Origin of the sequence: Serratia sp. BNK-12, from assembly GCF_047456085.1 — a bacterium.
GTDB lineage: Bacteria > Pseudomonadota > Gammaproteobacteria > Enterobacterales > Enterobacteriaceae > Serratia > Serratia liquefaciens.
This window is the reverse complement of sequence record NZ_CP179896.1, coordinates 5233986-5260224: the sequence shown is the minus strand read 5'-3', so window position 1 is coordinate 5260224 and position 26239 is coordinate 5233986. Positions and strand designations below refer to the sequence as shown.

General features: G+C 55.5%; 27 protein-coding genes. 17 read left to right on the top strand and 10 right to left on the bottom strand.

What is annotated here, in order from left to right; all coding sequences use genetic code 11:
• Nucleotides 1-119 precede the first annotated feature (119 nt).
• The 3 genes from rfaQ to ACMGG1_RS24505 are packed head-to-tail and all read left to right on the top strand — an operon-like array spanning nt 120 to nt 3426.
• The gene (rfaQ, locus tag ACMGG1_RS24515) at nt 120-1202 is read left to right on the top strand and encodes a putative lipopolysaccharide heptosyltransferase III (RefSeq protein WP_198640244.1); all 1083 of its coding nucleotides are present in this window, start codon (nt 120-122) and stop codon (nt 1200-1202) included.
• Nucleotides 1199-2326 carry a glycosyltransferase family 4 protein gene (locus tag ACMGG1_RS24510; protein ID WP_122080467.1) on the top strand — a complete coding sequence of 376 codons (1128 nt, stop codon included), beginning with the start codon at nt 1199-1201 and terminating at the stop codon, nt 2324-2326. The genes rfaQ and ACMGG1_RS24510 overlap by 4 nt, the downstream gene beginning before the upstream one ends.
• 2 nt (nt 2327-2328) lie before the next feature.
• Nucleotides 2329-3426: a glycosyltransferase gene (locus ACMGG1_RS24505; RefSeq protein WP_414161078.1), complete on the top strand. Its 1098-nt coding sequence runs from the start codon at nt 2329-2331 to the stop codon at nt 3424-3426.
• 32 nt (nt 3427-3458) lie between these two features.
• Here the strand turns inward: ACMGG1_RS24505 and ACMGG1_RS24500 are convergent, their stop codons facing one another.
• The gene (locus ACMGG1_RS24500) at nt 3459-4472 is read right to left on the bottom strand and encodes a glycosyltransferase family 9 protein (protein WP_020837605.1); all 1014 of its coding nucleotides are present in this window, start codon (nt 4470-4472) and stop codon (nt 3459-3461) included.
• A 125-nt stretch (nt 4473-4597) separates the two neighbouring features.
• Here ACMGG1_RS24500 and waaA point away from each other — a divergent pair, with 125 nt between their 5' ends.
• The 3 genes from waaA to coaD are packed head-to-tail and all read left to right on the top strand — an operon-like array spanning nt 4598 to nt 7138.
• Complete coding sequence (gene waaA / locus ACMGG1_RS24495; RefSeq protein WP_048762411.1) at nt 4598-5875, top strand: lipid IV(A) 3-deoxy-D-manno-octulosonic acid transferase; 1278 nt, start codon at nt 4598-4600, stop codon at nt 5873-5875.
• Nucleotides 5876-6649, top strand: a complete 774-nt coding sequence (locus tag ACMGG1_RS24490) for a glycosyltransferase family 2 protein (protein ID WP_414161077.1) — start codon at nt 5876-5878, stop codon at nt 6647-6649.
• A gap of 3 nt (nt 6650-6652) precedes the next feature.
• On the top strand, nt 6653-7138 hold the full coding sequence (coaD, locus tag ACMGG1_RS24485; protein ID WP_020837609.1) for a pantetheine-phosphate adenylyltransferase: 486 nt from the start codon (nt 6653-6655) through the stop codon (nt 7136-7138).
• On the opposite strand, the gene mutM is transcribed toward coaD, so the two are convergent.
• From mutM to radC, 4 genes are all read right to left on the bottom strand, one after another.
• Nucleotides 7139-7948: a bifunctional DNA-formamidopyrimidine glycosylase/DNA-(apurinic or apyrimidinic site) lyase gene (mutM, locus tag ACMGG1_RS24480; RefSeq protein ID WP_122080471.1), complete on the bottom strand. Its 810-nt coding sequence runs from the start codon at nt 7946-7948 to the stop codon at nt 7139-7141.
• A gap of 79 nt (nt 7949-8027) precedes the next feature.
• On the bottom strand, nt 8028-8195 hold the full coding sequence (gene rpmG / locus ACMGG1_RS24475) for a 50S ribosomal protein L33 (protein ID WP_002208990.1): 168 nt from the start codon (nt 8193-8195) through the stop codon (nt 8028-8030).
• An 11-nt stretch (nt 8196-8206) separates the two neighbouring features.
• Complete coding sequence (gene rpmB / locus ACMGG1_RS24470) at nt 8207-8443, bottom strand: 50S ribosomal protein L28 (RefSeq protein ID WP_004931195.1); 237 nt, start codon at nt 8441-8443, stop codon at nt 8207-8209.
• A 263-nt stretch (nt 8444-8706) separates the two neighbouring features.
• Nucleotides 8707-9390 carry a RadC family protein gene (gene radC, locus ACMGG1_RS24465; RefSeq protein WP_020837632.1) on the bottom strand — a complete coding sequence of 228 codons (684 nt, stop codon included), beginning with the start codon at nt 9388-9390 and terminating at the stop codon, nt 8707-8709.
• A gap of 180 nt (nt 9391-9570) precedes the next feature.
• Between radC and coaBC the strand changes: the two genes are divergently transcribed.
• The 3 genes from coaBC (at nt 9571) to slmA (ending at nt 12081) form a co-directional block, all read left to right on the top strand.
• Entirely contained in the window at nt 9571-10788 is a 1218-nt protein-coding gene (gene coaBC / locus ACMGG1_RS24460) for a bifunctional phosphopantothenoylcysteine decarboxylase/phosphopantothenate--cysteine ligase CoaBC (protein ID WP_165366271.1), read from the top strand.
• Nucleotides 10766-11224 (top strand): dUTP diphosphatase, encoded by a 459-nt coding sequence (dut, locus tag ACMGG1_RS24455; protein ID WP_046374864.1) that lies wholly within the window; start codon nt 10766-10768, stop codon nt 11222-11224. The genes coaBC and dut overlap by 23 nt, the downstream gene beginning before the upstream one ends.
• 260 nt (nt 11225-11484) lie before the next feature.
• Entirely contained in the window at nt 11485-12081 is a 597-nt protein-coding gene (gene slmA, locus ACMGG1_RS24450) for a nucleoid occlusion factor SlmA (RefSeq protein WP_020837638.1), read from the top strand.
• A 47-nt stretch (nt 12082-12128) separates the two neighbouring features.
• On the opposite strand, the gene pyrE is transcribed toward slmA, so the two are convergent.
• Both pyrE and rph read right to left on the bottom strand, forming a co-directional pair.
• Nucleotides 12129-12770, bottom strand: a complete 642-nt coding sequence (gene pyrE / locus ACMGG1_RS24445) for an orotate phosphoribosyltransferase (RefSeq protein WP_020837639.1) — start codon at nt 12768-12770, stop codon at nt 12129-12131.
• Between the two features lie 93 nt (nt 12771-12863).
• Nucleotides 12864-13580, bottom strand: coding sequence for a ribonuclease PH (gene rph / locus ACMGG1_RS24440; RefSeq protein WP_012147518.1), 717 nt, complete (start codon nt 13578-13580; stop codon nt 12864-12866).
• A 126-nt stretch (nt 13581-13706) separates the two neighbouring features.
• On the opposite strand from rph, the gene ACMGG1_RS24435 reads away from it, so the two are divergent.
• The gene (locus ACMGG1_RS24435) at nt 13707-14570 is read left to right on the top strand and encodes a YicC/YloC family endoribonuclease (RefSeq protein ID WP_020837642.1); all 864 of its coding nucleotides are present in this window, start codon (nt 13707-13709) and stop codon (nt 14568-14570) included.
• A gap of 91 nt (nt 14571-14661) precedes the next feature.
• Here the strand turns inward: ACMGG1_RS24435 and ACMGG1_RS24430 are convergent, their stop codons facing one another.
• On the bottom strand, nt 14662-15402 hold the full coding sequence (locus ACMGG1_RS24430; protein WP_259220112.1) for an SDR family oxidoreductase: 741 nt from the start codon (nt 15400-15402) through the stop codon (nt 14662-14664).
• A gap of 336 nt (nt 15403-15738) precedes the next feature.
• On the opposite strand from ACMGG1_RS24430, the gene ACMGG1_RS24425 reads away from it, so the two are divergent.
• Nucleotides 15739-16923, top strand: a complete 1185-nt coding sequence (locus ACMGG1_RS24425; RefSeq protein WP_020837645.1) for a NupC/NupG family nucleoside CNT transporter — start codon at nt 15739-15741, stop codon at nt 16921-16923.
• A 31-nt stretch (nt 16924-16954) separates the two neighbouring features.
• Here ACMGG1_RS24425 and ACMGG1_RS24420 read toward each other — a convergent pair whose 3' ends face one another.
• A complete protein-coding gene (locus ACMGG1_RS24420; RefSeq protein WP_128865459.1) occupies nt 16955-17389 on the bottom strand; it encodes a DUF3574 domain-containing protein in 435 nt (144 codons plus the stop codon).
• A gap of 294 nt (nt 17390-17683) precedes the next feature.
• Between ACMGG1_RS24420 and ACMGG1_RS24415 the strand changes: the two genes are divergently transcribed.
• Nucleotides 17684-18301: a trimeric intracellular cation channel family protein gene (locus tag ACMGG1_RS24415; protein WP_020837649.1), complete on the top strand. Its 618-nt coding sequence runs from the start codon at nt 17684-17686 to the stop codon at nt 18299-18301.
• A 61-nt stretch (nt 18302-18362) separates the two neighbouring features.
• Here the strand turns inward: ACMGG1_RS24415 and ligB are convergent, their stop codons facing one another.
• A complete protein-coding gene (gene ligB / locus ACMGG1_RS24410; RefSeq protein WP_414161076.1) occupies nt 18363-20066 on the bottom strand; it encodes an NAD-dependent DNA ligase LigB in 1704 nt (567 codons plus the stop codon).
• 274 nt (nt 20067-20340) lie between these two features.
• Between ligB and gmk the strand changes: the two genes are divergently transcribed.
• Genes gmk through recG form a run of 5 tightly spaced genes read left to right on the top strand, consistent with a single transcriptional unit; the run spans nt 20341 to nt 26207 of the window.
• Nucleotides 20341-20964, top strand: coding sequence for a guanylate kinase (gmk, locus tag ACMGG1_RS24405; protein WP_041415115.1), 624 nt, complete (start codon nt 20341-20343; stop codon nt 20962-20964).
• 54 nt (nt 20965-21018) lie between these two features.
• Nucleotides 21019-21294: a DNA-directed RNA polymerase subunit omega gene (gene rpoZ, locus ACMGG1_RS24400; RefSeq protein ID WP_004953385.1), complete on the top strand. Its 276-nt coding sequence runs from the start codon at nt 21019-21021 to the stop codon at nt 21292-21294.
• A gap of 22 nt (nt 21295-21316) precedes the next feature.
• Complete coding sequence (spoT, locus tag ACMGG1_RS24395) at nt 21317-23428, top strand: bifunctional GTP diphosphokinase/guanosine-3',5'-bis pyrophosphate 3'-pyrophosphohydrolase (RefSeq protein ID WP_020837653.1); 2112 nt, start codon at nt 21317-21319, stop codon at nt 23426-23428.
• Between the two features lie 5 nt (nt 23429-23433).
• On the top strand, nt 23434-24129 hold the full coding sequence (gene trmH / locus ACMGG1_RS24390) for a tRNA (guanosine(18)-2'-O)-methyltransferase TrmH (RefSeq protein WP_020837654.1): 696 nt from the start codon (nt 23434-23436) through the stop codon (nt 24127-24129).
• Entirely contained in the window at nt 24126-26207 is a 2082-nt protein-coding gene (gene recG / locus ACMGG1_RS24385) for an ATP-dependent DNA helicase RecG (protein WP_234529008.1), read from the top strand. The genes trmH and recG overlap by 4 nt, the downstream gene beginning before the upstream one ends.
• Nucleotides 26208-26239: the final 32 nt, after the last annotated feature.

Below are 26239 nucleotides of genomic sequence, written 5' to 3'. Positions count from 1 at the left end.
AAGGCATTTTGTCACTTCCCAAGGCGATTTTTTCTCTTCACGGCAAGAAAACCGTGCAACAGTAGCCACATGCGATCGGGTCATTTAGAATCAAAGATTGGTTTCCCTGAAAGCGACTCATGATGAACGACGCGCCAGCCCTTGCTCCTGATACCTCGATACAGCGTATTTTGATCGTTAAACTTCGCCACCACGGCGACATGTTGCTGATCACGCCGGTCATCAATACCCTGCAGCAAAACTACCCGCAGGCGCAGATCGACGTACTGCTGTATAAAGAAACCCAGGAAATGCTGGTCAGCCATCTGGCCTTGTCGAACGTCTTCGTGATCGATCGTCAATGGAAAAAACAGGGTACGAAAGCGCACCTGAGTCATGAACTGAATCTGATCCGACAGCTTAAGGCCCGGCATTACGATCTGGTGGTCAACCTGGCCGATCAGTGGCGCAGCGCTATTCTCGCCCGGCTGACCGGTGCACGTATCCGGCTGGGGTTCGATTTCCCCAAGCGTCAGGGCTTCTTATGGCGGCACTGCCACACGCATTTGGTACCGGTCAGCGATCATGCCCGGTTGCACACCGTTGAACAAAACCTGTCGCTGTTACAGCCGCTTGGCCTGCCAGGCGTCAGTCAGCAGGTCACCATGAGCTATCCATCGCAGGACTGGCAAGCCTGCGAGCAACTGTTGCAGCAACAGGGCATTACCGGCGATTACATTGTGGTGCAACCCACTTCCCGCTGGTTCTTCAAATGCTGGAGCGAAGAAAAAATGGCCGCCACCATCAGCGCGTTGCAGGCCGACGGTCACTCATTGGTGATCACCTCTGGCCCGGATCCAAAGGAACGCGAAATGGTGGCGCGCATTCTGGCGCTCTGTCCGCCACAGGGCGTAGTGTCCCTGGCTGGGCAACTGACGCTGCGGCAACTGGCCGCCCTGATCGACCACGCAAAACTGTTTATCGGCGTAGATTCGGTGCCTATGCACATGGCCGCCGCGCTGCAGACCCCTTGCGTCGCGCTGTTTGGCCCTTCCAAGCTGGTGTTCTGGCGTCCATGGCAGGTCATTGGCCATGTGATATGGGCCGGTGATTATGGCACCTTGCCCGATCCAGACGCCATTGATACCGGCACCGATGAACGTTATCTGGACCTTATTCCTACAGACGCGGTGATTGCAGCCGCGCGGAGCACGCTGGCATGAAAGCATTTCGTTTGGCGATCGTTCGCCAAAAATACCGCCCGGACGGTGGAGCTGAGCGTTTCGTCTCACGCGCCCTGGAGGCGCTGGAACAGCAGGACCTGGATCTTAACGTCATCACCCGCGAATGGCAGGGTGATGCCAACCCGAACTGGCACATTCACCTGTGCAATCCGCTGAAATTTGGCCGCATCAGCCGTGAACGCGGCTTTGCCGACGCGGCCAGAGCCCTGTGGCAAAAGGAACGCTTCGATTTGGTGCAAAGCCATGAGCGCATTCCGGGCTGCGATATTTATCGCGCCGGCGATGGCGTACATCGCCGCTGGTTATTGCAGCGGGCGCGCCTGCTGCCGGAATGGCGCCGCAAGTGGCTGTTCTCCAACCGCTACCACCGCTACGTTATGTGTGCGGAACGGGCGATGTACGCCGCTCCGGAGCTGAAAGCGGTCATCTGCAACGCCGAAATGATTAAACAGGAAATCATCGATGATTTCGGCGTTCCCGCCGATAAAATTACGGTGATCTACAACGCCATTGATAATCAAAAATTTCTGCCCGCCAATGCCGAACAGCGACAGCAGCTACGTCAGCAATACCAGATCCCGCAACAGGCGCACTGCCTGATTTTTGTCGGCTCAGGTTTTGAACGCAAGGGGCTGGCCGCCGCCATTCGCGCCGTCGCGGCCACTGACAGCTATCTGCTGGTAGTAGGCAAGGATAAGGCTGAAAAACGCTATCAGGCGCTGGCGCAGTCGCTCGGTTGCAGCGAACGGGTGCGGTTTATGGGAGTGCAGAAACAAACGCTGCCCTTCTACCAGGCCGCCGATGCGCTGTTATTACCGACGTTGTACGACCCGTTCCCCAATGTGATTCTGGAAGCCATGTCCTGTGGCCTTCCGGTGATCACCAGCACCACCTGTGGCGGTGCCGAGTTTATCACTCAGGGGCAAAATGGGTTTGTGACCGATGCCCTCGACGTACCGGCGCTGATCGAGGCGATCACCGCGTTGCCACGTCAGGCTCAGGGTTCCACCATGGGTGAAGCTGCAAGATTACGTATCATGTCGGCTACCCCGGCACACCTGTCGGAACAGCTGATATCCCTTTATAACCGGCTGCTGGATTAACTATGCGTATTCTGATGATTATCGACGGTCTGCCCGGCGGCGGCGCAGAAAAAGTGGTGCTGACGCTGTGCCAGGGCATGCAGCAAATGGGCAATGACGTCAGCCTGATTTCATTGCGCGATGTCTGTAACTACCCTACCCCTACCGGCATTCACTACCAGGTGGTGGCGGACAGCAGCCGTTCACCATGGCGTAAACTGACCGAACTGTCTCGCCGCGCCGCCGCGTTGGACAAGGCCATCGCAGATAACGAACGCCAACAGGGCGCCTATGATCTGGTGTTCTCCAACCTGCATAAAACCGATCGCATCGTCAGCCGCAGCAAACTGCTCTCGTCAGATCGCCTGTGGTTTTGCATTCACGGCATCCTTTCAACCTCTTATCTGGGCCACCGCAAGGGGCTGGATCGCTGGTTGAAACAGCGAAAAATCGCGGCGGTTTACCAAGGCAGAAATATCGTTGCGGTATCAAAGGCCGTCGGGGACGATTTACAGCGGAACCTGCCGATCCAGCCAAGCAGACTGGAAGTGATCAATAATCCGTTCGACATTGCCAGCATCGAGCAGCAGGCGACAGAGCCCTGCGAGTTGGCGGGCAAAGATTACCTGGTGCACGTTGGGCGTTTTCATCCGCACAAACGGCACGATCGCCTGCTGAAAGCCTATGCCCAATCGGGTATACAGGCGCCGTTGGCGCTGATCGGCACCGGCAGCGAATCCCATATCGCACAGGTGAAGCAACTGGCGAACCAGTTGGGCATTGCCGAGCGCGTGCTGTTTCTCGGCTTCCAGGCCAATCCCTACCCGTTTATTCGCCACGCATCCCTGCTGGTGCTGAGCTCCGACAGTGAGGGCTTTGGCAACGTACTGGTTGAAGCGCTGCTGTGCGATACGCCGGTGGTCAGCACCCGTTGCCCGGGCGGTCCTGCGGAAATTCTGGAAAAAGCGGGAATGGAAAACGCATTGGCGGAGCTCAATGAAAAATCGCTGGCGGAAAAAATGGCGGAAATGTATGCCTTGCCCCCGGAAATTAATCACCAACAGCTGCTGAGCTATGGGTTACAGCCTATTTGTCAGCAATATTTATCGCTCAAAAAATAATTAAGGCAGGGGAAACCCTGCCTTATTTTTAATTAATTGAACGCCTGTATTTTTTCCCACACATCATCAACGGGCACATCAATACAGTCACCCGATTCGGTCTGCAAAATGTGATAGCGGCCGGACCAGGGATGCCAGGATTCTTTATCCGTATCGCCAAAGAACACCACCATATCTTTATTCAACGCGGCAGCCAGATGCATCTGCCCACCATCGCTGCACAGCACCCTGTCGCATAAATCAAAACCGGCCAGTAATTCCCGCACTGACGCCGTTGGGTACAGCGCCACACGCTCGTTCTGGCACAGCGCCAACAGTTGCTCGGCCCGTTTCTGATCGCCAATATCATCCGGCGTCAGCGTGCCCTGAGGCGACCAAAAAATCAGGACTCCCGTGTTGGGTTCAGCAAGTAAGCGATTGATAATTTCAGCATAGCGTTCGATCGGCCAGCGCCGCTTAGGGCTGCGGCTGCTGATATGAACGGCACAAATCCGCTCGACCGACGGTAAGCTGGCTTGCAACCGCTGCGCTGCCTGTTGACGCTCTTCCGCGGTCAGAAACACCCGCACCGGCGGGATAGGGATGGATTGTTCGGTAATAGCCGAGAGGTAGCTGAAGGTATGTTCTACCTGATGTTTTCCGCTGAAATTCGCCTTGCGGAAAGGATGATGAATATCAGGCGTACCTAAATCTGCACCAATGATATTGCTGACCCCGGCCATTTTTGCCAATCGCAGGCTGTACTTGCAGGGTACCGGATTGGCCAGGATGGCCGCATCGAATTTTATTTTACGCAGCTGAAGAAAAATCATCAGCCGTTCGAAATAAACCCCCAGCGTGGTTTCATTTTTCGCCTTATGCTTTGCTTTTTTATAGACAAAGACTTTTTCCAGATGCGGGTTATTTTTAACGACATCCTGGCTAACTTTATTGATTAACAGATAAAGTTTGGCGTCCGGATAGGCAATTTTCACCCCTTCGATCAACGGGGTTGTACAAACAAGATCGCCAATATTGTCACGGCGAATAATTAAAATATTCTTCATTCCAAGCCTATCAGCGAAATCTCTCGCCTGTTGTCTGAAACTGACACCCAAGGTTACCAAATTAGCGCCTTTCCCTTCCAGTTATGGTACTATTCTGAATAACCCATATAAATGAAATTGATAGAATGTTGCTGCGTTTATATCAGGTACTACTCTACCTTATCCAACCCCTGATCTGGCTCCGCTTACTGTTGCGCAGCCGCAAAGCTCCAGCCTACCGTAAACGCTGGGCAGAACGCTATGGCTTCTGCGCCGGTAAAGTCGTGCCGGGCGGGATCATGCTGCATTCCGTCTCCGTGGGTGAAACGCTGGCCGCCATCCCCTTGGTCCGCGCGCTACGCCACCGCTACCCCTATTTACCGATTACTGTGACCACGATGACCCCGACAGGTTCAGAACGCGTGCAGTCCGCCTTCGGTAAAGACGTTCACCACGTTTATCTGCCTTACGATCTGCCTGGCTCGATGCGCCGTTTCCTGGATCAGGTGAATCCCAAGCTGGTCATCATCATGGAAACCGAGCTGTGGCCCAACCTGATTAACGCCCTGCACCAACGCCAAATCCCGCTGGTGATTGCCAACGCCCGTCTCTCTGCCCGCTCAGCCGCCGGTTATAAAAAAATCGGCGGTTTTGTCCGCGATATGCTGCGCCGTATTACGCTGATCGCCGCGCAAAATCAGGAAGATGGCGAGCGCTTTATCGAACTAGGCCTGAAACGCTCACAGCTTACCGTTACCGGTAGCCTGAAATTCGATATTTCCGTTACTCCGGAACTGGCCGCACGCGCGGTCACATTACGCCGTCAATGGGCGCCGCGTCGCCCAGTATGGATCGCCACCAGCACCCATGAAGGCGAAGAAAGCATTCTGCTGGCTGCACACCGAAAACTGCTGGAGAAACACCCTGACCTGCTGTTGATCCTGGTGCCTCGCCACCCGGAACGCTTCGCTACCGCTAAAGATCTGGTGCAGAAAGCCGGTTTCAGTTACACCCTGCGCAGCAGCGGTGAAATCCCTTCCGGCGGCACTCAGGTGGTGATCGGCGATACCATGGGCGAACTGATGCTGCTGTACGGCATTGCCGATCTGGCCTTCGTTGGCGGCAGCCTGGTGGAACGCGGCGGGCATAACCCGCTGGAAGCCGCGGCACATGCCATTCCGGTACTGATGGGTCCCCATACTTTCAACTTCAAGGACATTTGCGCCAAACTGTCGCAAGCGGAAGGGTTGATTACCGTGACCGACGAGGAATCACTGGTCAAGGAAGTGGCTACATTGCTCACCGACGAAGACTATCGTCGCTATTACGGCCGCCACGCGGTGGAAGTGCTGTATCAAAATCAGGGAGCGCTGCAACGCCTGCTGCAACTGTTGGAACCGCACCTGCCGCCTCGGAGCCATTAAATGAGCGACCGTAAAAGCCTGTCGGTGGTGATTATCGCCAAGAACGAGGCCGGGCTGCTGCCGGATTGCCTGCACTCCGTTGCCTGGGCAGACGAAATCATCATGCTCGATTCTGGCAGCCAGGATGACAGCGTCGCCGTTGCCGAAAGCCTGGGTGCCAAAGTATTCACCCATACCGACTGGCAGGGCTTCGGCAAACAGCGCCAACTGGCTCAAAGTTACGCCAGCCACGACTATATTCTGATGATTGACGCCGACGAACGCGTTACGCCGGAATTGCGCCAGTCTATTGAACAAGCGCTGACCGCGCCAGATGAGAATAAGGTCTACAGCTGCGCACGCCGCAACCTGTTCCTGGGGCGCTTTATGCGCCACAGCGGCTGGTATCCCGATCGCGTCAACCGCCTGTATGCCAATCGGCGTTATCGCTATAACGACAATCTGGTGCACGAGTCCCTCAATACTGACGGGGCGAAAGTTGTGCCCCTTAGCGGCGACCTGCTGCACCTGACCTGCCGTGACTTCTTTGCCTTTCAACGCAAACAGCTGCGTTATGCCGAAGAGTGGGCCATTCAACGCCACCAGGCAGGCAAGCGCTGCAGCTATCTGTCGATACTGACCCACACCCTTGGCGCCTTTTGCAAAACCTGGCTGCTGCGTGCCGGCTTCCTGGACGGTAAACAGGGGTTGCTGTTAGCCGTGGTCAACGCGCAATATACCTTCAATAAATATGCCGCACTCTGGGCATTGGGCCGCAACTATTCAGAGAAGTGAATCATGACCCGTAAAGCCATTTATCCCGGTACTTTCGATCCCATGACTAACGGCCACCTGGATTTGGTGACACGCGCATCTTTGATGTTCGATCACGTCATCCTGGCCATCGCCGCCAGCCCGAGCAAAAAGCCGCTGTTCACGCTGGATGAGCGCGTAGCCTTGGCCAGCCAGGTGACGTCGCATCTGGATAACGTGGAAGTGCTGGGGTTCAGTGAACTGATGGCACACTTTGCCGCCCATCAGAATGCCAATATTCTGGTACGCGGCTTGCGTGCGGTCTCTGATTTTGAATATGAATTGCAGTTGGCGAACATGAATCGCCATTTAATGCCGACATTGGAAAGCGTGTTCCTGATGCCTTCCGAAGAGTGGTCGTTCATCTCCTCCACCCTGGTGAAGGAAGTCGCACGGCACGGCGGCGATATCTCACCTTTCCTGCCGGCCGTAGTCACTCAGGCACTGTTCGAAAAGCTCGCCGAACACTAATCAGCGCTGGCAGCGACGGCAGAAAAATGTGCTGCGCTGCCCGTGTTTCGCAGACTCAATCGGCGTGCCGCATGCGCGACAAGGCTCCCCCGCACGGCCGTACACCTGCAACTCCTGCGCGAAATAACCCGGTTTACCGTCTGACTGCAGGAAATCGCGCAGCGTGGTGCCCCCCTGTTCGATTGAACGCAGCAACACCGCCTTGATGGTCTCCGCCAATAACTCCGCCTCTGCTTTGCTCAGCGAGCCCGCTGGACGGTCTGGCAAGATCCCGGCGGTAAACAGCGATTCACTGGCGTAGATGTTGCCTACCCCGACCACCAACTTGTTATCCATCAACCAGGGTTTGATCAGCGTGCGCTTGCTGCGTGACTTTTCGTACAGGTAAGCGCCGTTAAAGGCTTCGCTTAGCGGTTCCGGCCCCAGGTGCGCCAGCACGTTGCTGGCCGCCAGATCCTCGCACCATAACCAGGCGCCAAAACGGCGGGGATCGGTATAGCGCAGTGTCATGCCATTGCTGATCACCAGATCGACGTGGTCGTGCTTGCCGGCTTCGGTTTCCTCAGCCAGCATGCGCAGGCTGCCGGACATGCCCAGGTGAACGATAATCCAACCGTGGTCCAGTTCAATCAGCAGATACTTGGCACGGCGTTGCACGCTGCGCACCGGTTGGTCGCTCAGCGCCAGAATTTGCTCGGAAACCGGCCAGCGCAGACGGGCATTCCGCACCACCGCATATTGAATGCTGTGACCGACGAGATAAGGTTCAATCCCGCGTCGGCTGGTTTCAACTTCTGGTAATTCAGGCATCTGGCGCTCTCCCGTTGATTTCCTACCTTTATAAAACAAAAAACCCGGCCGAGGCCGGGTTTTTATTAATCCACTAAAATTATTTAATTTTAGCTTCTTTGTACAGTACGTGTTGACGGACAACTGGATCGAATTTCTTCAGTTCCAATTTTTCCGGCTTAGTACGCTTGTTCTTCGTGGTGGTATAGAAGTGACCAGTACCAGCAGAAGAAACCAGCTTGATCTTCTCGCGAACACCTTTAGCCATGATTCAGTTCCTTAATACTTCTCACCACGGGCACGCAGATCGGCCAAGACCGTCTCAATACCCTTCTTATCGATAACACGCATACCTTTAGCAGATACACGCAGAGTTACAAAGCGCTTCTCAGCCTCAACCCAAAAACGGTGTGAGTGCAGGTTCGGCAGAAAACGGCGTTTGGTCGCGTTCATTGCGTGGGAACGGTTGTTACCGCTCACCGGGCGCTTGCCAGTAACTTGGCAGACTCGGGACATGTCTATTCTCCAAAAATCAAATCAGCTCGAGCTTCGTATAGGGTATGGCCGCCTCGTCAGGCTTTTAGAGCCCATCTCAGCAAACTTCATACTGAGGAGACTCTCGTCATCAGGTCAGAAACCACACATCAGGTTAGAAACCTGCTGAGATAGGCTCTTGCGCCAAACCCAAGATTCTCAAAGGTGGCGTAGTATACGCTCTGAAGCGTAAGTGCTCAAGTCCCGAACAGCTAAAGATCCCATAAGGATCGCGAAAAAATCGCTTAAAGCCATCCGCGTTCGGCAAAAGAGACGCATTCACCCCGACCTATAACCAAATGATCGAGCACTCGGATCTCCAATAACAGGCAGGCATTAACCACTTGCTCAGTTATCAAACGGTCGGCGTGGCTGGGTTCAGCCTTACCCGAAGGATGATTATGCGCCAGAATAATGGCGGCCGCATTAGCCTTCAACGCTTCACGCACAATTTCTCTCGGGTGTACGACGACGCTGCTGATGGTACCAGCAAACATCTCCTGATGGCGAATAACACGGTGCTGATTGTCTAAAAACAATACCAAAAACACTTCCCGCTCATGGTGCGCCAGCAAACTTTGCAGATAATGCTGGGTCATCCTGGGGTTGAGCATGGCATTTTCCTGTGCCAGATGACTGGAAAAGAAGCGGAACGCCAGCTCCGAAATCGCCTGCAGTTGGGCATAACTGGAATTACCCAGCCCCTTGTGACTGCAAAAAACCGAATGGTCTGCCGACATCAGGTGATACAGCGAGCCAAACTGCGCCAATAATTGCTCTGCCAGTTGCATAACGTGCACGCCGGGAAAGCCGGTGCGCAGGAAAATGGCCAGCAGCTCCGCATCGGACAATGCCGACGCCCCGTAACGCAACAATTTTTCCCGTGGCGCCAATGTATCCTGCCACAGGGTGATTACCTGACTGCTCATTAACACCCTCCCGAAAACGCCACAGCATGCCACGCAGCGAAGCAGCTCACGACAGGTGTTTGATAACATTGCGAAGTGCTGCGCAAAGCACAATGTAACGCGTTGCAGGCGCAGCGGAATCACTCACCTGTCGGACGGTTATGCTAAAATGGCACATCTTTCGGATTCAATCGGACAATCATGATGACGGGACTTTCCGGCAAACATATTGTGCTTGGCATCAGTGGCGGTATCGCCGCATACAAATGCCCAGAACTGGTACGCCGCCTGCGTGACAGAGGCGCGGAAGTGCGTGTGATAATGACAGGCGCGGCGAAAGCCTTTATCACGCCGCTGACGCTGCAGGCCGTTTCCGGCTACCCGGTCTCGGACGATCTGCTGGATCCCGCCGCCGAAGCTGCAATGGGTCATATTGAGCTCGGCAAATGGGCGGACCTGGTGATTCTGGCGCCGGCTACCGCCGATCTGCTGGCGCGCGTCGCCGCCGGAATGGCCAACGATCTGCTGACCACCGTCTGCCTGGCCACGGCGGCACCGATCGCTGCCGCACCCGCCATGAACCAGCAAATGTACCGCGCCGTCGCCACCCAGGCCAATCTGCAGACGCTACAAGCGCGCGGTATGCTGCTCTGGGGGCCTGACAGCGGCAGTCAAGCCTGTGGCGACGTCGGCCCAGGCCGCATGCTCGATCCGCTGGAAATCGTCGAACTGGCGAACAGCCATTTCTCCGCACCGCAAGATCTGAAACATTTAAAGATTATGCTCACCGCCGGCCCCACGCGCGAAGCGCTGGATCCGGTTCGTTTCATCAGCAACCACAGCTCCGGCAAGATGGGCTTTGCCATCGCCGCCGCCGCCGCCGCACGCGGTGCGCAGGTCACGCTGATCGCAGGGCCGGTCAACCTGTCGACGCCGCCATCGGTCACCCGTGTAGATGTGATCAGCGCATTGGAAATGGAGCAGGCGGTCCAGCAAAGCGCCGGCCAACAGGATATTTTTATATCTTGCGCTGCCGTGGCCGATTACCGCGCCGAGCAGATTTCCGATGAAAAAATAAAAAAACAGGGTGATGAAATCATCCTCAAAATGGTAAAAAACCCCGATATCGTTGCCGGCGTCGCCGCGATGACCAAAAATCGGCCTTTTGTCGTGGGGTTTGCTGCCGAAACCCAGAATGTGGAAGAATACGCGCGACAAAAACTGGCGCGTAAGAAACTGGATTTAATTTGCGCTAACGATGTATCGCTTGCAGAGCATGGGTTTAACAGTGACACCAATGCCTTGCACCTTTTTTGGCAGAATGGAGAAAAGCGCCTGCCGCTGAGCGACAAGGCACTCCTTGGCCAACGTTTAATAGACGAGATAGTCAGCCGTTATGATGAAAAAAATCGACGTTAAAATCCTCGACCCGCGTATCGGGAAGGACTTCCCTTTACCGACCTACGCCACCCCAGGTTCCGCAGGCCTTGATCTACGTGCCTGCCTGGACAGCGCTGTCGAGTTGGCGCCGGGTGAAACCACGCTGCTGCCAACGGGCCTGGCTATTCATATTGCCGACACCGATCTTGCCGCAGTGATCCTGCCGCGTTCCGGTCTGGGCCATAAACACGGTGTGGTACTGGGCAATCTGGTCGGCCTGATCGACTCCGACTACCAGGGCCAGCTGATGGTTTCCGTCTGGAACCGTGGTCAGAAATCCTTCACTATTGAGCCAGGTGAACGTATCGCGCAGATGGTGTTCGTGCCGGTAGTTCAGGCTGAATTCAATCTGGTAGAAGAGTTCGACAGCAGCGAACGCGGTGCCGGTGGCTTTGGCCACTCCGGCCGCCACTAAGCGCTGCCTGATACCTGACCGACGACAAGGAATTGTCGCCTTAAATCTTGCTACCCCGGAGAGAAGGACGGCTCCATGGCAAGATTTGGCCGACTACGATTACAGCGCACACCAGGGCGCATGGAGAATACAGGTCGTTAAGGCCGCTGACCCCAGCATCGTAAAAAAGCTATCACATAAGCCGCACAGAGCTTTCTCTGCAACGGCCGGTGCCCGGGTTTCCGAAAGTCTAAGCAGTTTTAGCAAGGGTCTAATCAGACATGGCAGAAAAAGAAAATATCAAAAGGAATCGGCGCGAGGAAATACTGCAGGCATTAGCCCAGATGCTGGAGTCCAGCGACGGTAGCCAACGTATTACCACCGCTAAACTTGCCGCTAACGTCGGAGTCTCCGAAGCTGCACTGTACCGGCACTTTCCCAGCAAAACACGGATGTTCGACAGCCTGATCGAGTTTATTGAAGACAGCCTGATAACGCGCATCAACCTGATTTTGCAGGATGAAAAAGAGACCTTTAACCGTCTGCGCCTGATTTTGCTGCTGGTATTGGGGTTCGCCGAACGCAACCCTGGCCTGACGCGAATCATGACCGGCCATGCGCTGATGTTTGAACAGGATCGACTGCAAGGCCGCATCAACCAGCTGTTTGAACGCATTGAAGCGCAATTGCGTCAGGTACTGAAAGAGCGAAAACTGCGGGAAGGCAAAGGCTTTATCGTGGACGAAACGCTGCTGGCAAGCCAGCTGCTGGCGTTCTGCGAGGGGATGCTGTCGCGCTACGTGCGATCTGAATTCCGCTATCGCCCAACCCAAGAGTTCGATGGCCGCTGGCCACTGCTGGCGGCACAGCTGCAATAAACCCGTTACCGGGCGCATTTTACGCGCCCGGTAACGTAGATACTGAGTTAGACCCCGTACTGCTCACGATAGGCGCGCACCGCCGCCAGGTGATCCGCCATTTCTGGCTTTTCTTCGAGATAAACAATCAAATCCTTCAGCGTCACGATGGAAATCACCTTGCAGTGATAGTCACGCTCAACTTCCTGAATGGCCGAAATATCCGCACGACCTCGTTCCTGACGATCGAGTGAAATCAGCACGCCGGCCAACGTTGCGCCGCTGGCACCGATGATTTCCATGGATTCACGGATAGCCGTACCGGCAGTGATCACATCATCCACCAGCATCACGCGGCCCTGTAGCGGGCTGCCTACCAGCGTGCCACCTTCGCCATGGGTCTTGGCTTCCTTACGGTTAAAGCAGTAAGGCACGTCGCGCTCATGGTGCTCTGCCAAAGCCACCGCCGTGGTGGTGGCAATCGGGATACCTTTGTAAGCAGGACCAAACAGCAGATCAAACTCAATACCGGAATCCATCAGAGCTTCAGCGTAGAAACGCCCGAGTAGCGCAAGATCACGCCCGGTATTAAACAGGCCGGCATTAAAGAAATACGGGCTGGTGCGGCCGGATTTCAGGGTGAACTCGCCGAATTTCAATACCTGCTTGTTAAGCGCGAACTCGATAAACTGGCGCTGATAGGCTTTCATTACTGCTTCTCCTCGTCTGGTCGGTTAGATCTGTTAATACTGCCGCCCGATCGCCGGGCGTAAAAAAGGCGACTCTTGAGTCGCCTTGAAAAATTAGTCTGCCAGCGCCGCTTTCTGCGCCTGGAAGATGGTATCGATGCCCCCTCGGGCCAGCGCCAATAGCGCCAACAGTTCATCATGGCTGAACGGCTCGCCCTCGGCGGTGCCCTGCACCTCGATCATACGGCCATCTTCCATCATCACCACGTTCATGTCGGTTTCTGCTGCAGAGTCTTCAACGTACTCCAAATCGCACAGCGCTTCGCCGTTAACGATACCGACGGAAACCGCCGCCACCAGCCCTTTCATCGGGTTGGCTTTCAGCTTGCCGTTGGCTACCAGCGCATTCAACGCATCGGCCAGCGCAACGCAGGCGCCGGAAATGGACGCGGTACGGGTACCGCCATCGGCCTGCAATACGTCACAGTCGAGAGTGATGGTGAACTCACCGAGTTTTTTCAGATCTACCGCTGCACGGAGCGAACGGGCGATCAGGCGCTGAATCTCCAGCGTACGGCCACCCTGTTTGCCTTTGGCGGCCTCGCGGGCGTTACGGCTGTGGGTGGAACGCGGCAACATGCCGTACTCAGCGGTGATCCAACCCTGGCCCTGACCTTTCAGGAAGCGCGGCACACCCTCTTCTACCGTGGCGGTGCACAAAACTTTGGTATCGCCAAACTCAACCAGCACTGAGCCTTCTGCGTGTTTGGTATAATGACGGGTCAGTGTCAGTGGGCGAACTTGTTGTGGTGCTCTGCCTGCAGGACGCATGGGCTCTCTCCGGCTTCTTATCAACGATTGGCTGCGCATTATACGGGCTTCGTGACGTAATGCCTATCCTGCCCGAAGGTCCAACGCTATAATCGCTCCATCTTTTCCTATTACGGGTACGCATCAATGATCCGCAGCATGACAGCCTACGCTCGGCGAGAAATCAAGGGTGAATGGGGCAGCGCAGCTTGGGAGCTGCGTTCCGTTAACCAACGCTATCTGGAAACCTACATCCGTCTGCCGGAACAATTCCGCAGCCTGGAACCGGTGATCCGCGAACGCATTCGTGGTCGTTTGACCCGCGGCAAAGTGGAGTGCAACCTGCGCTTTGAGCTGGATCCGAGCGCGCAAAGCTCGATGATCCTGAACGAAAAACTGGCCAAGCAGCTGGTTGAAGCCGCCAACTGGGTAAAAATGCAGAGCGACGAAGGCGAAATCGATCCTATCGACGTCCTGCGTTGGCCTGGCGTGATGTCTGCTCAAGAGCAGGATCTGGACGCCATCAGCGCACAGCTGATGCAAGCGCTGGATGGTGCACTGGATGACTTCATTGTGGCTCGCGAAAGCGAAGGCACCGCACTGAAAGCGCTGATCGAACAGCGTCTGGAAGGCGTGAGCGCTGAAGTAATCAAGGTTCGCGCCCAAATGCCCAACATTCTGCAATGGCAGCGTGAGCGTCTGGTCAGCAAACTGGAAGAAGCCCAGGTGCAGCTGGAAAACACCCGCCTGGAGCAAGAGCTGGTGCTGATGGCGCAGCGTATTGACGTTGCCGAAGAGCTGGATCGCCTGGAAGCTCACGTAAAAGAAACGCACAACATCCTGAAGAAGAAAGAAGCCGTGGGCCGTCGCCTCGACTTTATGATGCAGGAGTTCAACCGCGAATCCAACACGCTGGCATCCAAGTCCATCAATGCCGAAGTGACCACTTCAGCCATCGAGCTGAAAGTGTTGATCGAGCAGATGCGCGAACAGATCCAGAATATCGAGTAATACATTGCTTCATTCGCTTAAGCCCGCACCCGCGGGCTTTTTTTATGGCGCAGAAGACCGCACCTGAAAAGGCGCGGCGGTGGTATGCGGCTTAATACAGCTCTTGGGTTGGCCGCAAAACAATTTCGTTGATATCTACCTCCGCCGGTTGCTCGATGGCATAGGCGATGGCACGCGCTACGGAATCCGCCGGGATGGCCTGTTGATAAAACTCCTCAACGAACTTCACGCTTTCCCGGTCCGAGGTGCCAAGCTTCAGTTCGGAATCCACGGCTCCCGGACAGATAATGGTGGTGCGAATATGTGCCCCCACCTCATAACGCAAGCCTTCGGAGATAGCGCGTACCGCAAACTTGGTGCCGCTGTAAACGGCGCCGCCCGGGCTAAGTACCTTCAGACCGGCGACGGAGGCGACATTGATAAAGTGACCGCTCTGCTGTTGCTCAAACACCGGTAGCGCAGCGGCAATGCCATACAGCACGCCTTTGAGGTTGATATCGATCATCCGTTCCCATTCGTCGACCCGGGTGGCGCTCAGCGGGGCTATCGCCATTAACCCTGCGTTGTTCACCAACACATCAACGCGCCCAAATTCCGTTATTGCGGCATCGACCATTGCCTCCACGTCGTTACGGTGAGTGACATCTACCGCTACCGCGAGCGCTTTACCCCCGGCCGCGATGATTTCATTCGCCAATGCATCAAGACGCGTTTTGCGACGCGCTGCCAATACCAACGTTGCGCCCCGAGCGGCGAGATGGCGAGCTGTCGCCTCGCCCAATCCACTACTGGCGCCGGTAATAATCACAACCTTGCCTGAAATCTGGTTCATACAGTTCTCCTCAGCAAAAAGGCCATAAAGCCTCCGTTATAGAACCGGATGTCGCGATGTGTCGTGAAGCCAAAAATAACCCTGCGATTTATAAGCCATCGCAAAGGCTGAAGTATAGTACAGCCGTAAAAATCCGGCTCACAAGCGACTCTCGCCGTGAAATTCGCGTTGAATTTATTTATGAAAAACTGCCGATAAGTAAGAGAGGATGACAATCGGCAACTTACCCGGCTTACCGAAAGTATTTTGTTCTAATTATCACGTAATGTAATGAAAGGCCGGGAGAGCTGTGGCTAAATGTGTTTTTTCCTGCCCGTTTAGCCGTACGGACTCTTTATGCCGCAAATTCTGCAATTTATTTTTGCCCTGGTGGTGATCATCGCCCTGGCACTACTGGTCAGTAATGACCGCAAGAAAATCCGCCTGCGTTATATTATTCAGCTTTTAGTCATTGAAGGCGCACTCGCCTATTTCTTCCTGCATTCAGAAAGCGGCCTGAGCGTCATCAAGCACGTTGCCGGTTTCTTTGAAACGCTGCTGACCTACGCCGCACAGGGTTCCGACTTTGTGTTTGGTGGCATGAGTAAAGACGGGCTGGCGTTTATCTTCCTGGGCGTGTTATGCCCGATTATCTTTATTTCCGCGCTGATCGGTATTTTGCAGCATTTCCGCATTCTGCCGCTGATTATCCGTCTGGTCGGCACCCTGCTGTCCAAGGTTAACGGCATGGGCAAACTGGAATCTTTCAACGCCGTCAGCACGCTGGTGCTCGGCCAGTCTGAAAACTTTATCGCCTACAAGGGCATCATCGGCGATATCTCGCCGCGTCGCATGTACACCATGGCAGCCACCGCCATGTCGACGGTATCCATGTCCATCGTCGGTGCCTACATGTCGATGATCGATGCGCAATACGTGGTAGCCGCGCTGATCCTCAATATGTTCAGCACCTTTATCATATTGTCGATCATCAACCCTTATCAGTTGGACGATGAACCCGAACTGAAACTGAGCAAGCTGCATGAAGACCAGAGCTTCTTTGAAATGCTGGGCGAGTACATCCTGGCGGGCTTCAAAATCGCGATGATTATCGCCGCCATGCTGATTGGCTTTATTGCGCTGATTTCAGCGGTAAACGCTCTGTTCTCCGCCGTGTTCGGCATCAGCTTCCAGCAAATCCTGGGCTATGTATTCTATCCACTGGCCTGGCTGATCGGTATCCCGGCACCGGATGCGCTACGAGCAGGCAGCATTATGGCGACCAAACTGGTGGCCAATGAGTTTGTGGCAATGATCGAACTGAAGAAAATCGCTACGGAGCTGTCACCGCGCGGCCTGGGCATTCTGTCGGTATTCCTGGTGTCTTTCGCCAACTTTGCCTCTATCGGCATCGTCGCCGGGGCAATCAAAGGGCTTAACGAGCGACAAGGTAACGTGGTTTCTCGTTTTGGTTTGAAGCTGGTTTATGGTTCCACGCTGGTCAGCCTGCTTTCGGCAGCCATCGCCGGACTGGTACTGTAAACACTATCCCGGCCTGCGGGCCGGGAGCTTATCAGAACGCGACGCACACGGGCGCATCAACCCGCATCACGGAATCCTGTGCAAACTGTTGTTTATAGCTGCTGCGCAATGCCTCAATATGGGTTTCACTTTCCTTGCCCGGCGCATGAATCAGCATCAGCGCTTTGCTGTTTTCGCGCGCCAGCTTGCCGTCATTACCCAACCACTGTCCTTTGGCATCAAATACCGATAACCCATCTTTAAAACGCGGCGTCACTTGCCGATCGACAAAACTCTGCCATTCGGCAGCACCGATCGCCGGCCCCGCAGGGCGATTAAGGCCAAAATAAAGCGTAGTTTGGATCATAGGATCGCCAACCTGGCAGATCGCCGATTTTTGCGGCTCAGTGTTCTGAACCGGCGCAACGCAACCGCTCAACAGGATGGTCACAGCGACAGCCGCCGCCAGTAGGGAAGTAGCTTTCATTTATCTTCATGTTCCTCAGTAAACGCCATCATCAGCCAGAGATCCCTCACCGCCAAGCGGCCTCGGGATCGCATGCAAAAAGCATAGTCAGCAATAGAAACCAATGCGAAATATCTAATGCTTTCTTGAATAAAATAAGGTTACAAAAGGCAATGGATAAGCAAATAAAACAAAAAATGGATTAACTAAAGTAATCCGAATTGCCATCGGTTAGAAAAACTCAGTGGTGCTATGTCCTCGCGGCTATTACCCTGCCACCATGACACTCATTCCCGCCCACCCTGTGAATATCTTATGTTATTGAGCATTCTTTATATCATCGGTATTACTGCCGAAGCCATGACTGGCGCACTGGCTGCCGGCCGCCGCCAAATGGACATGTTTGGCGTCATTATTATTGCCTCTGCCACGGCAATCGGTGGCGGTTCGGTACGCGACATGTTGCTCGGGCATTTCCCCCTGGGGTGGGTCAAACATCCTGAATATATCGTTATCGTTGCCATTGCCGCGATCGTCACCACCTGGCTGGCCCCCTTGATGCGTCACCTGCGCCGTCTTTTTCTGGTGTTGGATGCCGTTGGGCTGATTGTATTTTCAATCATCGGCGCGCAGGTCGCGCTGGACATGGGCCACGGTGCTATCATTGCCGCGATTGCCGCGGTGATCACCGGCGTATTCGGCGGCGTTCTGCGCGATATGCTCTGCAACCGCATTCCCTTGGTATTCCAGAAAGAAATCTACGCCGGTATCTCCTTCGCCGCCGCCTGGCTGTACATCGGTCTGCAACACTTCAGCCTGCCACATAATATGGTGGTGATCATCACTTTGGTAGCCGGCCTCAGCGCCCGACTGATTGCTCTGCGCTTTCGGCTGGGTCTGCCGGTGTTTAACTATCAGCATCCGGATCATTAATAAGGGCACCATAACAGCATAGGCAATCCCGTTGTTGATGGACTCCAAGAGGAACATCACATCAAGGCGCGCCGGCAAAACCCACAATCCCTTGTGAGCCCAGGGTGCTGACCAGCGCCAAGACTGGCTGGTGCTGGAGAAAATCGGCAATCTGTTGTGCCCTTTTTGCACCAATACCGACGATTTGCCGCCACGCCACGGGGGACATTTGCTGGACCTGATGCCAGTTTGTCAGCGCCATCGTTTGCTGCGGGGAGAGCGGTATACCCAAAGCGAGCAGCCAACGCGCGAACGGTTGTTGTCGCGCCTGCTGAAATTGCCGGTGAATGCTTTGCCCTCGCTTACCGCCGATCCCGGGCGCGGCCATCAGTTGTTCCGGCGTCAGCAACAGCCAATCCAGCAAATTCCGCACTAACCCCTGATCGATCAGCGTCTGCCAGGTGGATTCACTGACGCCGCGCAAACTTAACCCCTGCGGGCCGCTCAACCACACCAGTCGGGCAAGAAACTGCTGACGGCAATCCGGTTGCCAACTGAAACAACTCAACGCGTGGTAACGTTCAGCAGACGGCGCACTGGGCAGCGACCGGTCCGTTCCACGCCAGACCACATTATTGAGATGTGGAATGCCGTGTCCCATCAGGCTGATGGTTACCTGATCTCCGGGCACAACCGCCCATTTTCGCCAACGTGGTAGCGAGCCGAGGTTAACTCTTGTCACCCATTTATCGTCCATCCTGACGGGTTCAAGCCGCAGTACCACGGCGATTTTTCCGGTGCGACCAATATTGAAATCAATACCATTGACCCTCGCCACTTGCTGCACGGGCGGATATTTCCAGGCAACGGCCCAATCACCGGGCCTGGCTTGCCAGTAGAGCCCCTGGGGTGAGTGTGCCTGATGGATCACCACACCATCGGTGACGAAAGGCAGAGCGGTTTTATGCCAATGCTCTCGCCATTGTTGCACCTCCGCCGAGGAGTTCACCGGCTGCGAAAAAGTCAGGGCAAGAGGAAAACCCATTTCAGCAAGCTGGCGTAAACGCTGCGCCATCTCCTGCGGACCGTTCGGCCAGGCCCAGACAAACAGCCCGATCTGCTGGAGTAGCGGCGAAGGCTTATTTTTCATCAGCGCGCCGGCGACCTTGGCACGGGCGTTGATGCCGCCGCTGACCTTTTGTTGATGACCGTTCACCATCAGAAACAGCTCGCCCTGCAGAATCAACGTTGGCGGGGCCCCCTTAATACTGACCGGCACCGCAGGAATAGTCCGCACTTTTTCCAGCCAGTTCTCGCCTTTCAGCCCGTTCCCTCGGCTGATCGCCGACGTCAGTTTTCCGTCGTGATAAACCAGCGTGATGGCGACACCGTCCACTTTGGGTTGAACCCAGAGATCACTGCGCCCCTTTAACCATTGGTCGACGGCGGCAAGATCCGGCAATTTCCGCAACCCGGTATGCGCCACCGGGTGCGGCACCTTGCCTTCGGGTAAAAGCGGGCCAGCCCCCTCCTCCGGCGCTGCCCCGGCGCAACGCTGCCATAACCGCAGCTTTTCGCGCAGGCTGTCGTAGACTTCATCTTCAATTAAACTGCTGCCCTGCTGGTAATAAGCTACGTCCCAGCGTTCAAGCTGGTTTTTTAAGGCGGTTATCTCCAGTTGCATCCGCACCGGGCGCCACGCCGGACAGGCTTGCGCCCGAACAGTCTCACTGCACAGCAAACCGAACAGCAGCATCATCCCTATTCTCATGACACTTTTGCGCATCTTTCACCTCCCTGATAACCGGCAGTAAAACCAGAAGAGGAAAGCACGACAATGGCCCATGTGGCGTTCTGCGCAGCGGCTCGAGAAAGCCCGCTCGCATTGCAGAAAACCGTCAAAATTTGGCGATACGCTGCGCAAACCACCCTGTTTGAGGTTTTTTCAGCATAAAGGGGCGGGCAAAATGCGAGCTAACGCTGCATCCGGCACGTTAGCCGTGTATACTGTGCGGAGAAAATACACATCCGCTGTTATTGGCATATCAACGAATATCATCATGGCTCAAGGCACGCTTTATATTGTCTCTGCCCCTAGTGGCGCAGGGAAATCAAGTCTGATTCAGGCTTTGTTAAAGACGCAACCGCTGTACGACACGCAGGTTTCGGTTTCGCACACCACGCGCGACAGCCGCCCGGGTGAACAGCATGGCGATCATTATTTCTTCGTCTCAAAAGAAGAATTCTGCCGAATGATTGAGCAGGATGCGTTTCTTGAGCACGCCGAAGTGTTCGGCAACTATTACGGTACCTCACGCGCTGCCATTGAGCAGGTGCTGTCGACCGGGGTAGACGTTTTCCTGGATATCGACTGGCAGGGCGCGCAACAAATTCGTGCCAAAATGCCCCAGGCGCGCAGCATCTTTATTTTGCCGCCGTCGAAGGAAGAACTTGGCCGTCGCCTTCGTGGACGCGGACAAGACTCTGATGAAGTGATCGCCAAACGCATGGCGCAAGCCGTGGCGGAAATGACGCACTACGCGGAGTATGATTATTTAATCGTGAACGATGATTTCGATCTGGCCCTGTCCGATCTGAAAACCATAATTCGCGCCGAACGCCTGCGTTTAGGCCGCCAATTACTGCGGCATGACGCTTTAATCAGCAAACTATTGGCAGACTGAAGACAGTTTCAGTATTATGCCCAGTCTTTTCGTCACCTGTGGAGTAGCACAAATATGGCACGCGTAACTGTTCAAGACGCTGTAGAGAAAATTGGTAACCGTTTTGACCTGGTGTTGGTCGCTGCTCGTCGGGCACGTCAAATCCAGACTGGCGGTAAAGATGCACTTGTTCCGGAAGAAAACGACAAGTACACCGTTATCGCGCTGCGCGAAATCGAAGAAGGCCTGATCACCAGCCAGATCCTCGATGTTCGCGATCGTCAGGAGCAGCAAGAGCAGGAAGCCGCAGAAATTCAAGCGGTTACCGCGATTGCTGAAGGTCGTCGTTAATTAATTAGACTGCGAGCCTGCCTTGTACCTGTTTGAAAGCCTGAATCTGCTGATTCAACGTTACCTGCCTGAGGAGCAGATTAAGCGCCTCAAACAGGCATACCTCGTTGCACGTGATGCTCACGAGGGACAGACACGCTCCAGCGGTGAGCCCTACATTACTCACCCGGTTGCTGTGGCCTGTATTCTGGCGGAAATGCGTCTCGATCATGAGACGCTGATGGCAGCCCTGCTGCACGACGTCATCGAAGACACCCCAGCCACCTATCAGGATATGGAACAGCTGTTCGGCAAAAGCGTCGCCGAATTGGTTGAGGGCGTATCCAAGCTCGACAAACTGAAATTCCAGGACAAAAAAGAAGCCCAGGCGGAAAACTTCCGCAAGATGATCATGGCGATGGTGCAGGATATCCGCGTCGTGTTGATCAAACTGGCCGACCGCACGCACAACATGCGTACCTTAGGTTCGCTGCGCCCCGACAAACGGCGGCGTATTGCGCGTGAAACCCTGGAAATCTACAGCCCACTGGCCCATCGTCTGGGTATTCACCACCTGAAAACCGAGCTGGAAGAGCTGGGTTTCGAGGCGTTGTATCCGAACCGTTATCGCGTAATCAAAGAAGTGGTGAAAGCCGCACGTGGTAATCGTAAAGAGATGATCCAGAAGATTCTCGCCGAAATCGAGGGGCGATTGACCGAAGCCGGCATCCCCTGCCGCGTCAGCGGGCGAGAAAAACATCTGTATTCCATCTACCTCAAGATGCACCTGAAAGAACAGCGCTTCCATTCGATTATGGATATCTATGCGTTCCGGGTGATCGTGAAAGAGGTGGATACCTGCTACCGCGTGCTGGGTCAGGCTCACAGCCTGTATAAACCGCGCCCTGGCAGGGTCAAAGACTATATCGCCATTCCCAAGGCCAACGGCTATCAATCGCTGCACACTTCACTTATCGGCCCGCATGGCGTTCCGGTAGAGGTGCAGATCCGTACCGAAGATATGGATCAGATGGCCGAAATGGGGGTCGCCGCGCACTGGGCTTATAAAGAAAAAGAACAGGGTGAAACCGGCACCACCGCGCAAATCCGAGCCCAGCGCTGGATGCAGAGCCTGCTGGAGCTGCAACAGAGCGCCGGTAGCTCGTTTGAATTTATTGAGAGCGTCAAATCCGATCTGTTCCCGGATGAGATTTACGTTTTCACCCCGGAAGGCCGCATCGTTGAATTGCCTGCGGGCGCCACCCCGGTCGATTTCGCCTACGCGGTGCATACCGATATCGGCCACGCCTGCGTTGGCGCACGGGTTGATCGTCAGCCATACCCGCTGTCGCAGTCACTGACCAGCGGCCAGACGGTCGAAATCATCACTGCCCCGGGCGCACGGCCAAACGCCGCCTGGCTGAACTTTGTCGTCAGTTCCAAAGCGCGCGCTAAAATTCGCCAGATGTTGAAAAACCTCAAGCGCGATGATTCGGTTGGCCTCGGCCGCCGTTTGTTAAACCATGCGTTGGGCGGCAGTCGCAAACTGGCCGAGATCCCGCCGGAAAATATCCAACACGAGTTGGATCGCATGAAGCTGGCGACGCTGGACGATCTGCTGGCTGAAATCGGCCTGGGCAATGCCATGAGCGTCGTGGTCGCGAAAAACCTGCAGGGCGATCAGTCCAATCTGGGCACCTCTTCCGGCGTTCGTAATCTGGCGATCAAGGGCGCAGACGGCGTGCTGATCACCTTTGCCAAATGCTGCCGACCTATTCCGGGTGACCCGATTATCGCCCACGTCAGCCCAGGTAAAGGCCTGGTGATCCACCATGAATCCTGTCGCAATATCCGCGGCTACCAGAAAGAGCCTGAAAAGTTCATGGCGGTAGAGTGGGATAAAGACATCGAGCAGGAATTCATTGCCGAGATCAAAGTGGACATGTTTAACCATCAGGGGGCGCTGGCCAACCTGACGGCAGCCATCAATGCGGCTGAGTCCAATATTCAAAGCCTGAATACCGAAGAGAAAGACGGCCGGGTTTATAGCGCCTTTATCCGCTTGACCACCCGCGATCGCATCCATCTGGCAAATATTATGCGTAAAATCCGTATCATGCCGGATGTCATTAAAGTTAACCGTAACCGAAATTAGCGCTTATGAGCCCTGAACGCTATGCGCGGATTTGTGAAATGCTGGCCACCCGGCAGCCGGATTTAACCGTCTGCCTGGAACAGGTTCACAAACCGCATAACGTCTCCGCCATTATCCGCACCGCCGACGCTGTCGGCGTGCATCAGGTGCATGCCGTGTGGCCAACTACACGCATGCGAACCCTGGTTTCCTCCGCCGCCGGCAGCAACAGCTGGGTCAATGTTCAAACCCATCGCACTATCGGCGACGCCGTAACTCATCTGAAAGGCCAGGGCATGCAGATCCTGGCGACTAACCTTTCCGCCCGGGCGGTAGACTTTCGCGAAGTGGATTACACTCGCCCTACCTGCGTCCTGCTGGGCCAGGAAAAAACCGGCATTACCGAAGAAGCGCTGGCGCTTGCCGATCAGGACATCATTATTCCGATGATCGGTATGGTGCAGTCACTCAACGTGTCGGTTGCCTCAGCCTTGATCCTGTACGAAGCGCAACGCCAGCGGCAAAATGCCGGCCTGTATCGCCGTGAGCACAGTATGCTCGACGCAGAAGAACAACAACGTCTGCTGTTTGAAGGTGGCTACCCGGTGCTGGCCAACGTGGCCAAGCGTAAAAAGCTGCCGCGTCCTCATATCGATCAACAGGGCCAGGTGGTCGCCGATGCCGAATGGTGGGCGGCCATGCAGGCGACGGTACGCAAATGAAAGGCCGTCTGCTGGATGCTGTCCCACTCACTACGCTTTCCGGGGTTGGCGCCAGCCAGGCGGGCAAACTGGCCAAGATTGGTCTGGAAACCATTCAAGATCTGCTGCTGCACCTGCCGCTGCGCTATGAAGACCGCACCCGCCTCTACCCGATAAACGATCTGCAGCCTGGCATTTTTGCCACGGTGGAAGGCGAAGTGCTGCGTACCGACATCAGTTTTGGACGCAGGCGCATGCTAACCTGCCAGATCAGCGACGGTACCGGCCTGCTCACCCTGCGTTTCTTCAATTTCAACGCTGCGATGAAAAACAGCCTGGCCACCGGCCGTCGCGTGACCGCCTACGGTGAAGTCAAACGCGGTAACCACGGCGCCGAAATTATTCACCCTGAATATCGCATTCAAGGGGAAAGCAGCGAAGTTGAGCTGCAAGAGTCATTGACACCGGTTTATCCCACCACCGAAGGCATACGCCAGGCCACGCTGCGCAAGCTGACCGATCAGGCGCTGGAGTTGCTGGATACCTGCGCTATTGCCGAACTGCTGCCGCCGGAACTGAGCGGCGGTCTGATGAGCCTGCCACAGGCGCTGCATACCCTGCACCGCCCGCCGCCGGATATCCAATTGGCGGATTTGGAACAGGGCAAGCATCCGGCGCAAAAACGCCTGATCCTGGAAGAACTGTTGGCGCATAACCTCAGCATGCTGGCGGTACGAGCCGGTGCGCAGAGCTATCAGGCCCTGCCGTTAATGCCCGACGACCGGCTTAAAAAGCAATTCCTCGCCCAGTTGCCCTTTGCCCCCACCGGCGCGCAAGATCGCGTAGTGGCCGATATCGAAGCCGATATGCAAAAAGGCTTCCCGATGATGCGCCTGGTGCAGGGCGACGTTGGTTCCGGCAAAACGCTGGTGGCCGCGCTGGCAGCACTGCGCGCTATCGCTCACGGCAAGCAGGTGGCGTTAATGGCCCCGACGGAACTGCTGGCCGAACAGCACGCCAATAACTTCCGTCAGTGGTTTGAGCCGCTGGGGTTAGAGGTTGGCTGGCTGGCCGGCAAGCAAAAAGGCAAGGCGCGTATCGCACAGCAAGAGGCAATTGCCAGCGGGCAGGTCTCCATGGTGGTCGGTACCCACGCCATCTTCCAGGAACAGGTGCAATTTTCCGGTCTGGCGCTGGTGATCATCGATGAACAGCACCGTTTTGGCGTACACCAGCGGCTGGCACTGTGGGAGAAAGGCGAAGAACAAGGCTTCCATGCCCATCAGTTGATCATGACCGCCACGCCAATCCCACGCACGCTGGCAATGACCGCCTATGCCGATCTCGACACCTCGGTGATCGACGAACTGCCACCGGGCAGAACGCCCGTCACTACCGTTGCCATTCCAGACACCCGGCGCGCCGATATTATTCAGCGGGTGAAAAGCGCCTGCATGGAAGAAGGCCGCCAGGCGTACTGGGTTTGTACCCTGATCGAAGAATCCGAACTGCTGGAAGCCCAGGCAGCCGAAGCCACCTGGGAAGAATTGAAAACCGCGCTGCCAGAGCTGAAAGTGGCGCTGGTGCACGGTCGCATGAAAGCACAAGAGAAACAGGCGGTAATGCAGGCCTTTAAACAGGGTGAGCTGCAGCTGTTGGTGGCGACGACGGTGATCGAGGTGGGGGTCGACGTGCCCAACGCCAGCCTGATGATCATCGAAAACCCGGAGCGACTGGGGCTGGCTCAGCTGCATCAGTTGCGGGGGCGCGTGGGTCGTGGCGCCGTAGCGTCTCACTGCGTGTTGTTGTACAAAACCCCGTTGAGCAAAACGGCGCAAAAGCGCCTGCAGGTGCTGCGCGACAGTAATGACGGTTTCGTTATTGCCCAGCGCGATCTGGAAATCCGCGGTCCCGGTGAACTGTTGGGCACCCGCCAAACCGGCAGTGCGGAGTTCAAAGTGGCGGATTTGCTGCGCGATCAGGCGATGATCCCGGAAGTACAACGCGTCGCCCGCCATATACACCAGCAGTACCAGGAGCATGCCAGAGCCCTGATTGAACGCTGGCTACCGGAGAAAGCACGTTACTCCAACGCCTGATTTTCAGGCAGAGAAAAGGCGCCAGATAGGCG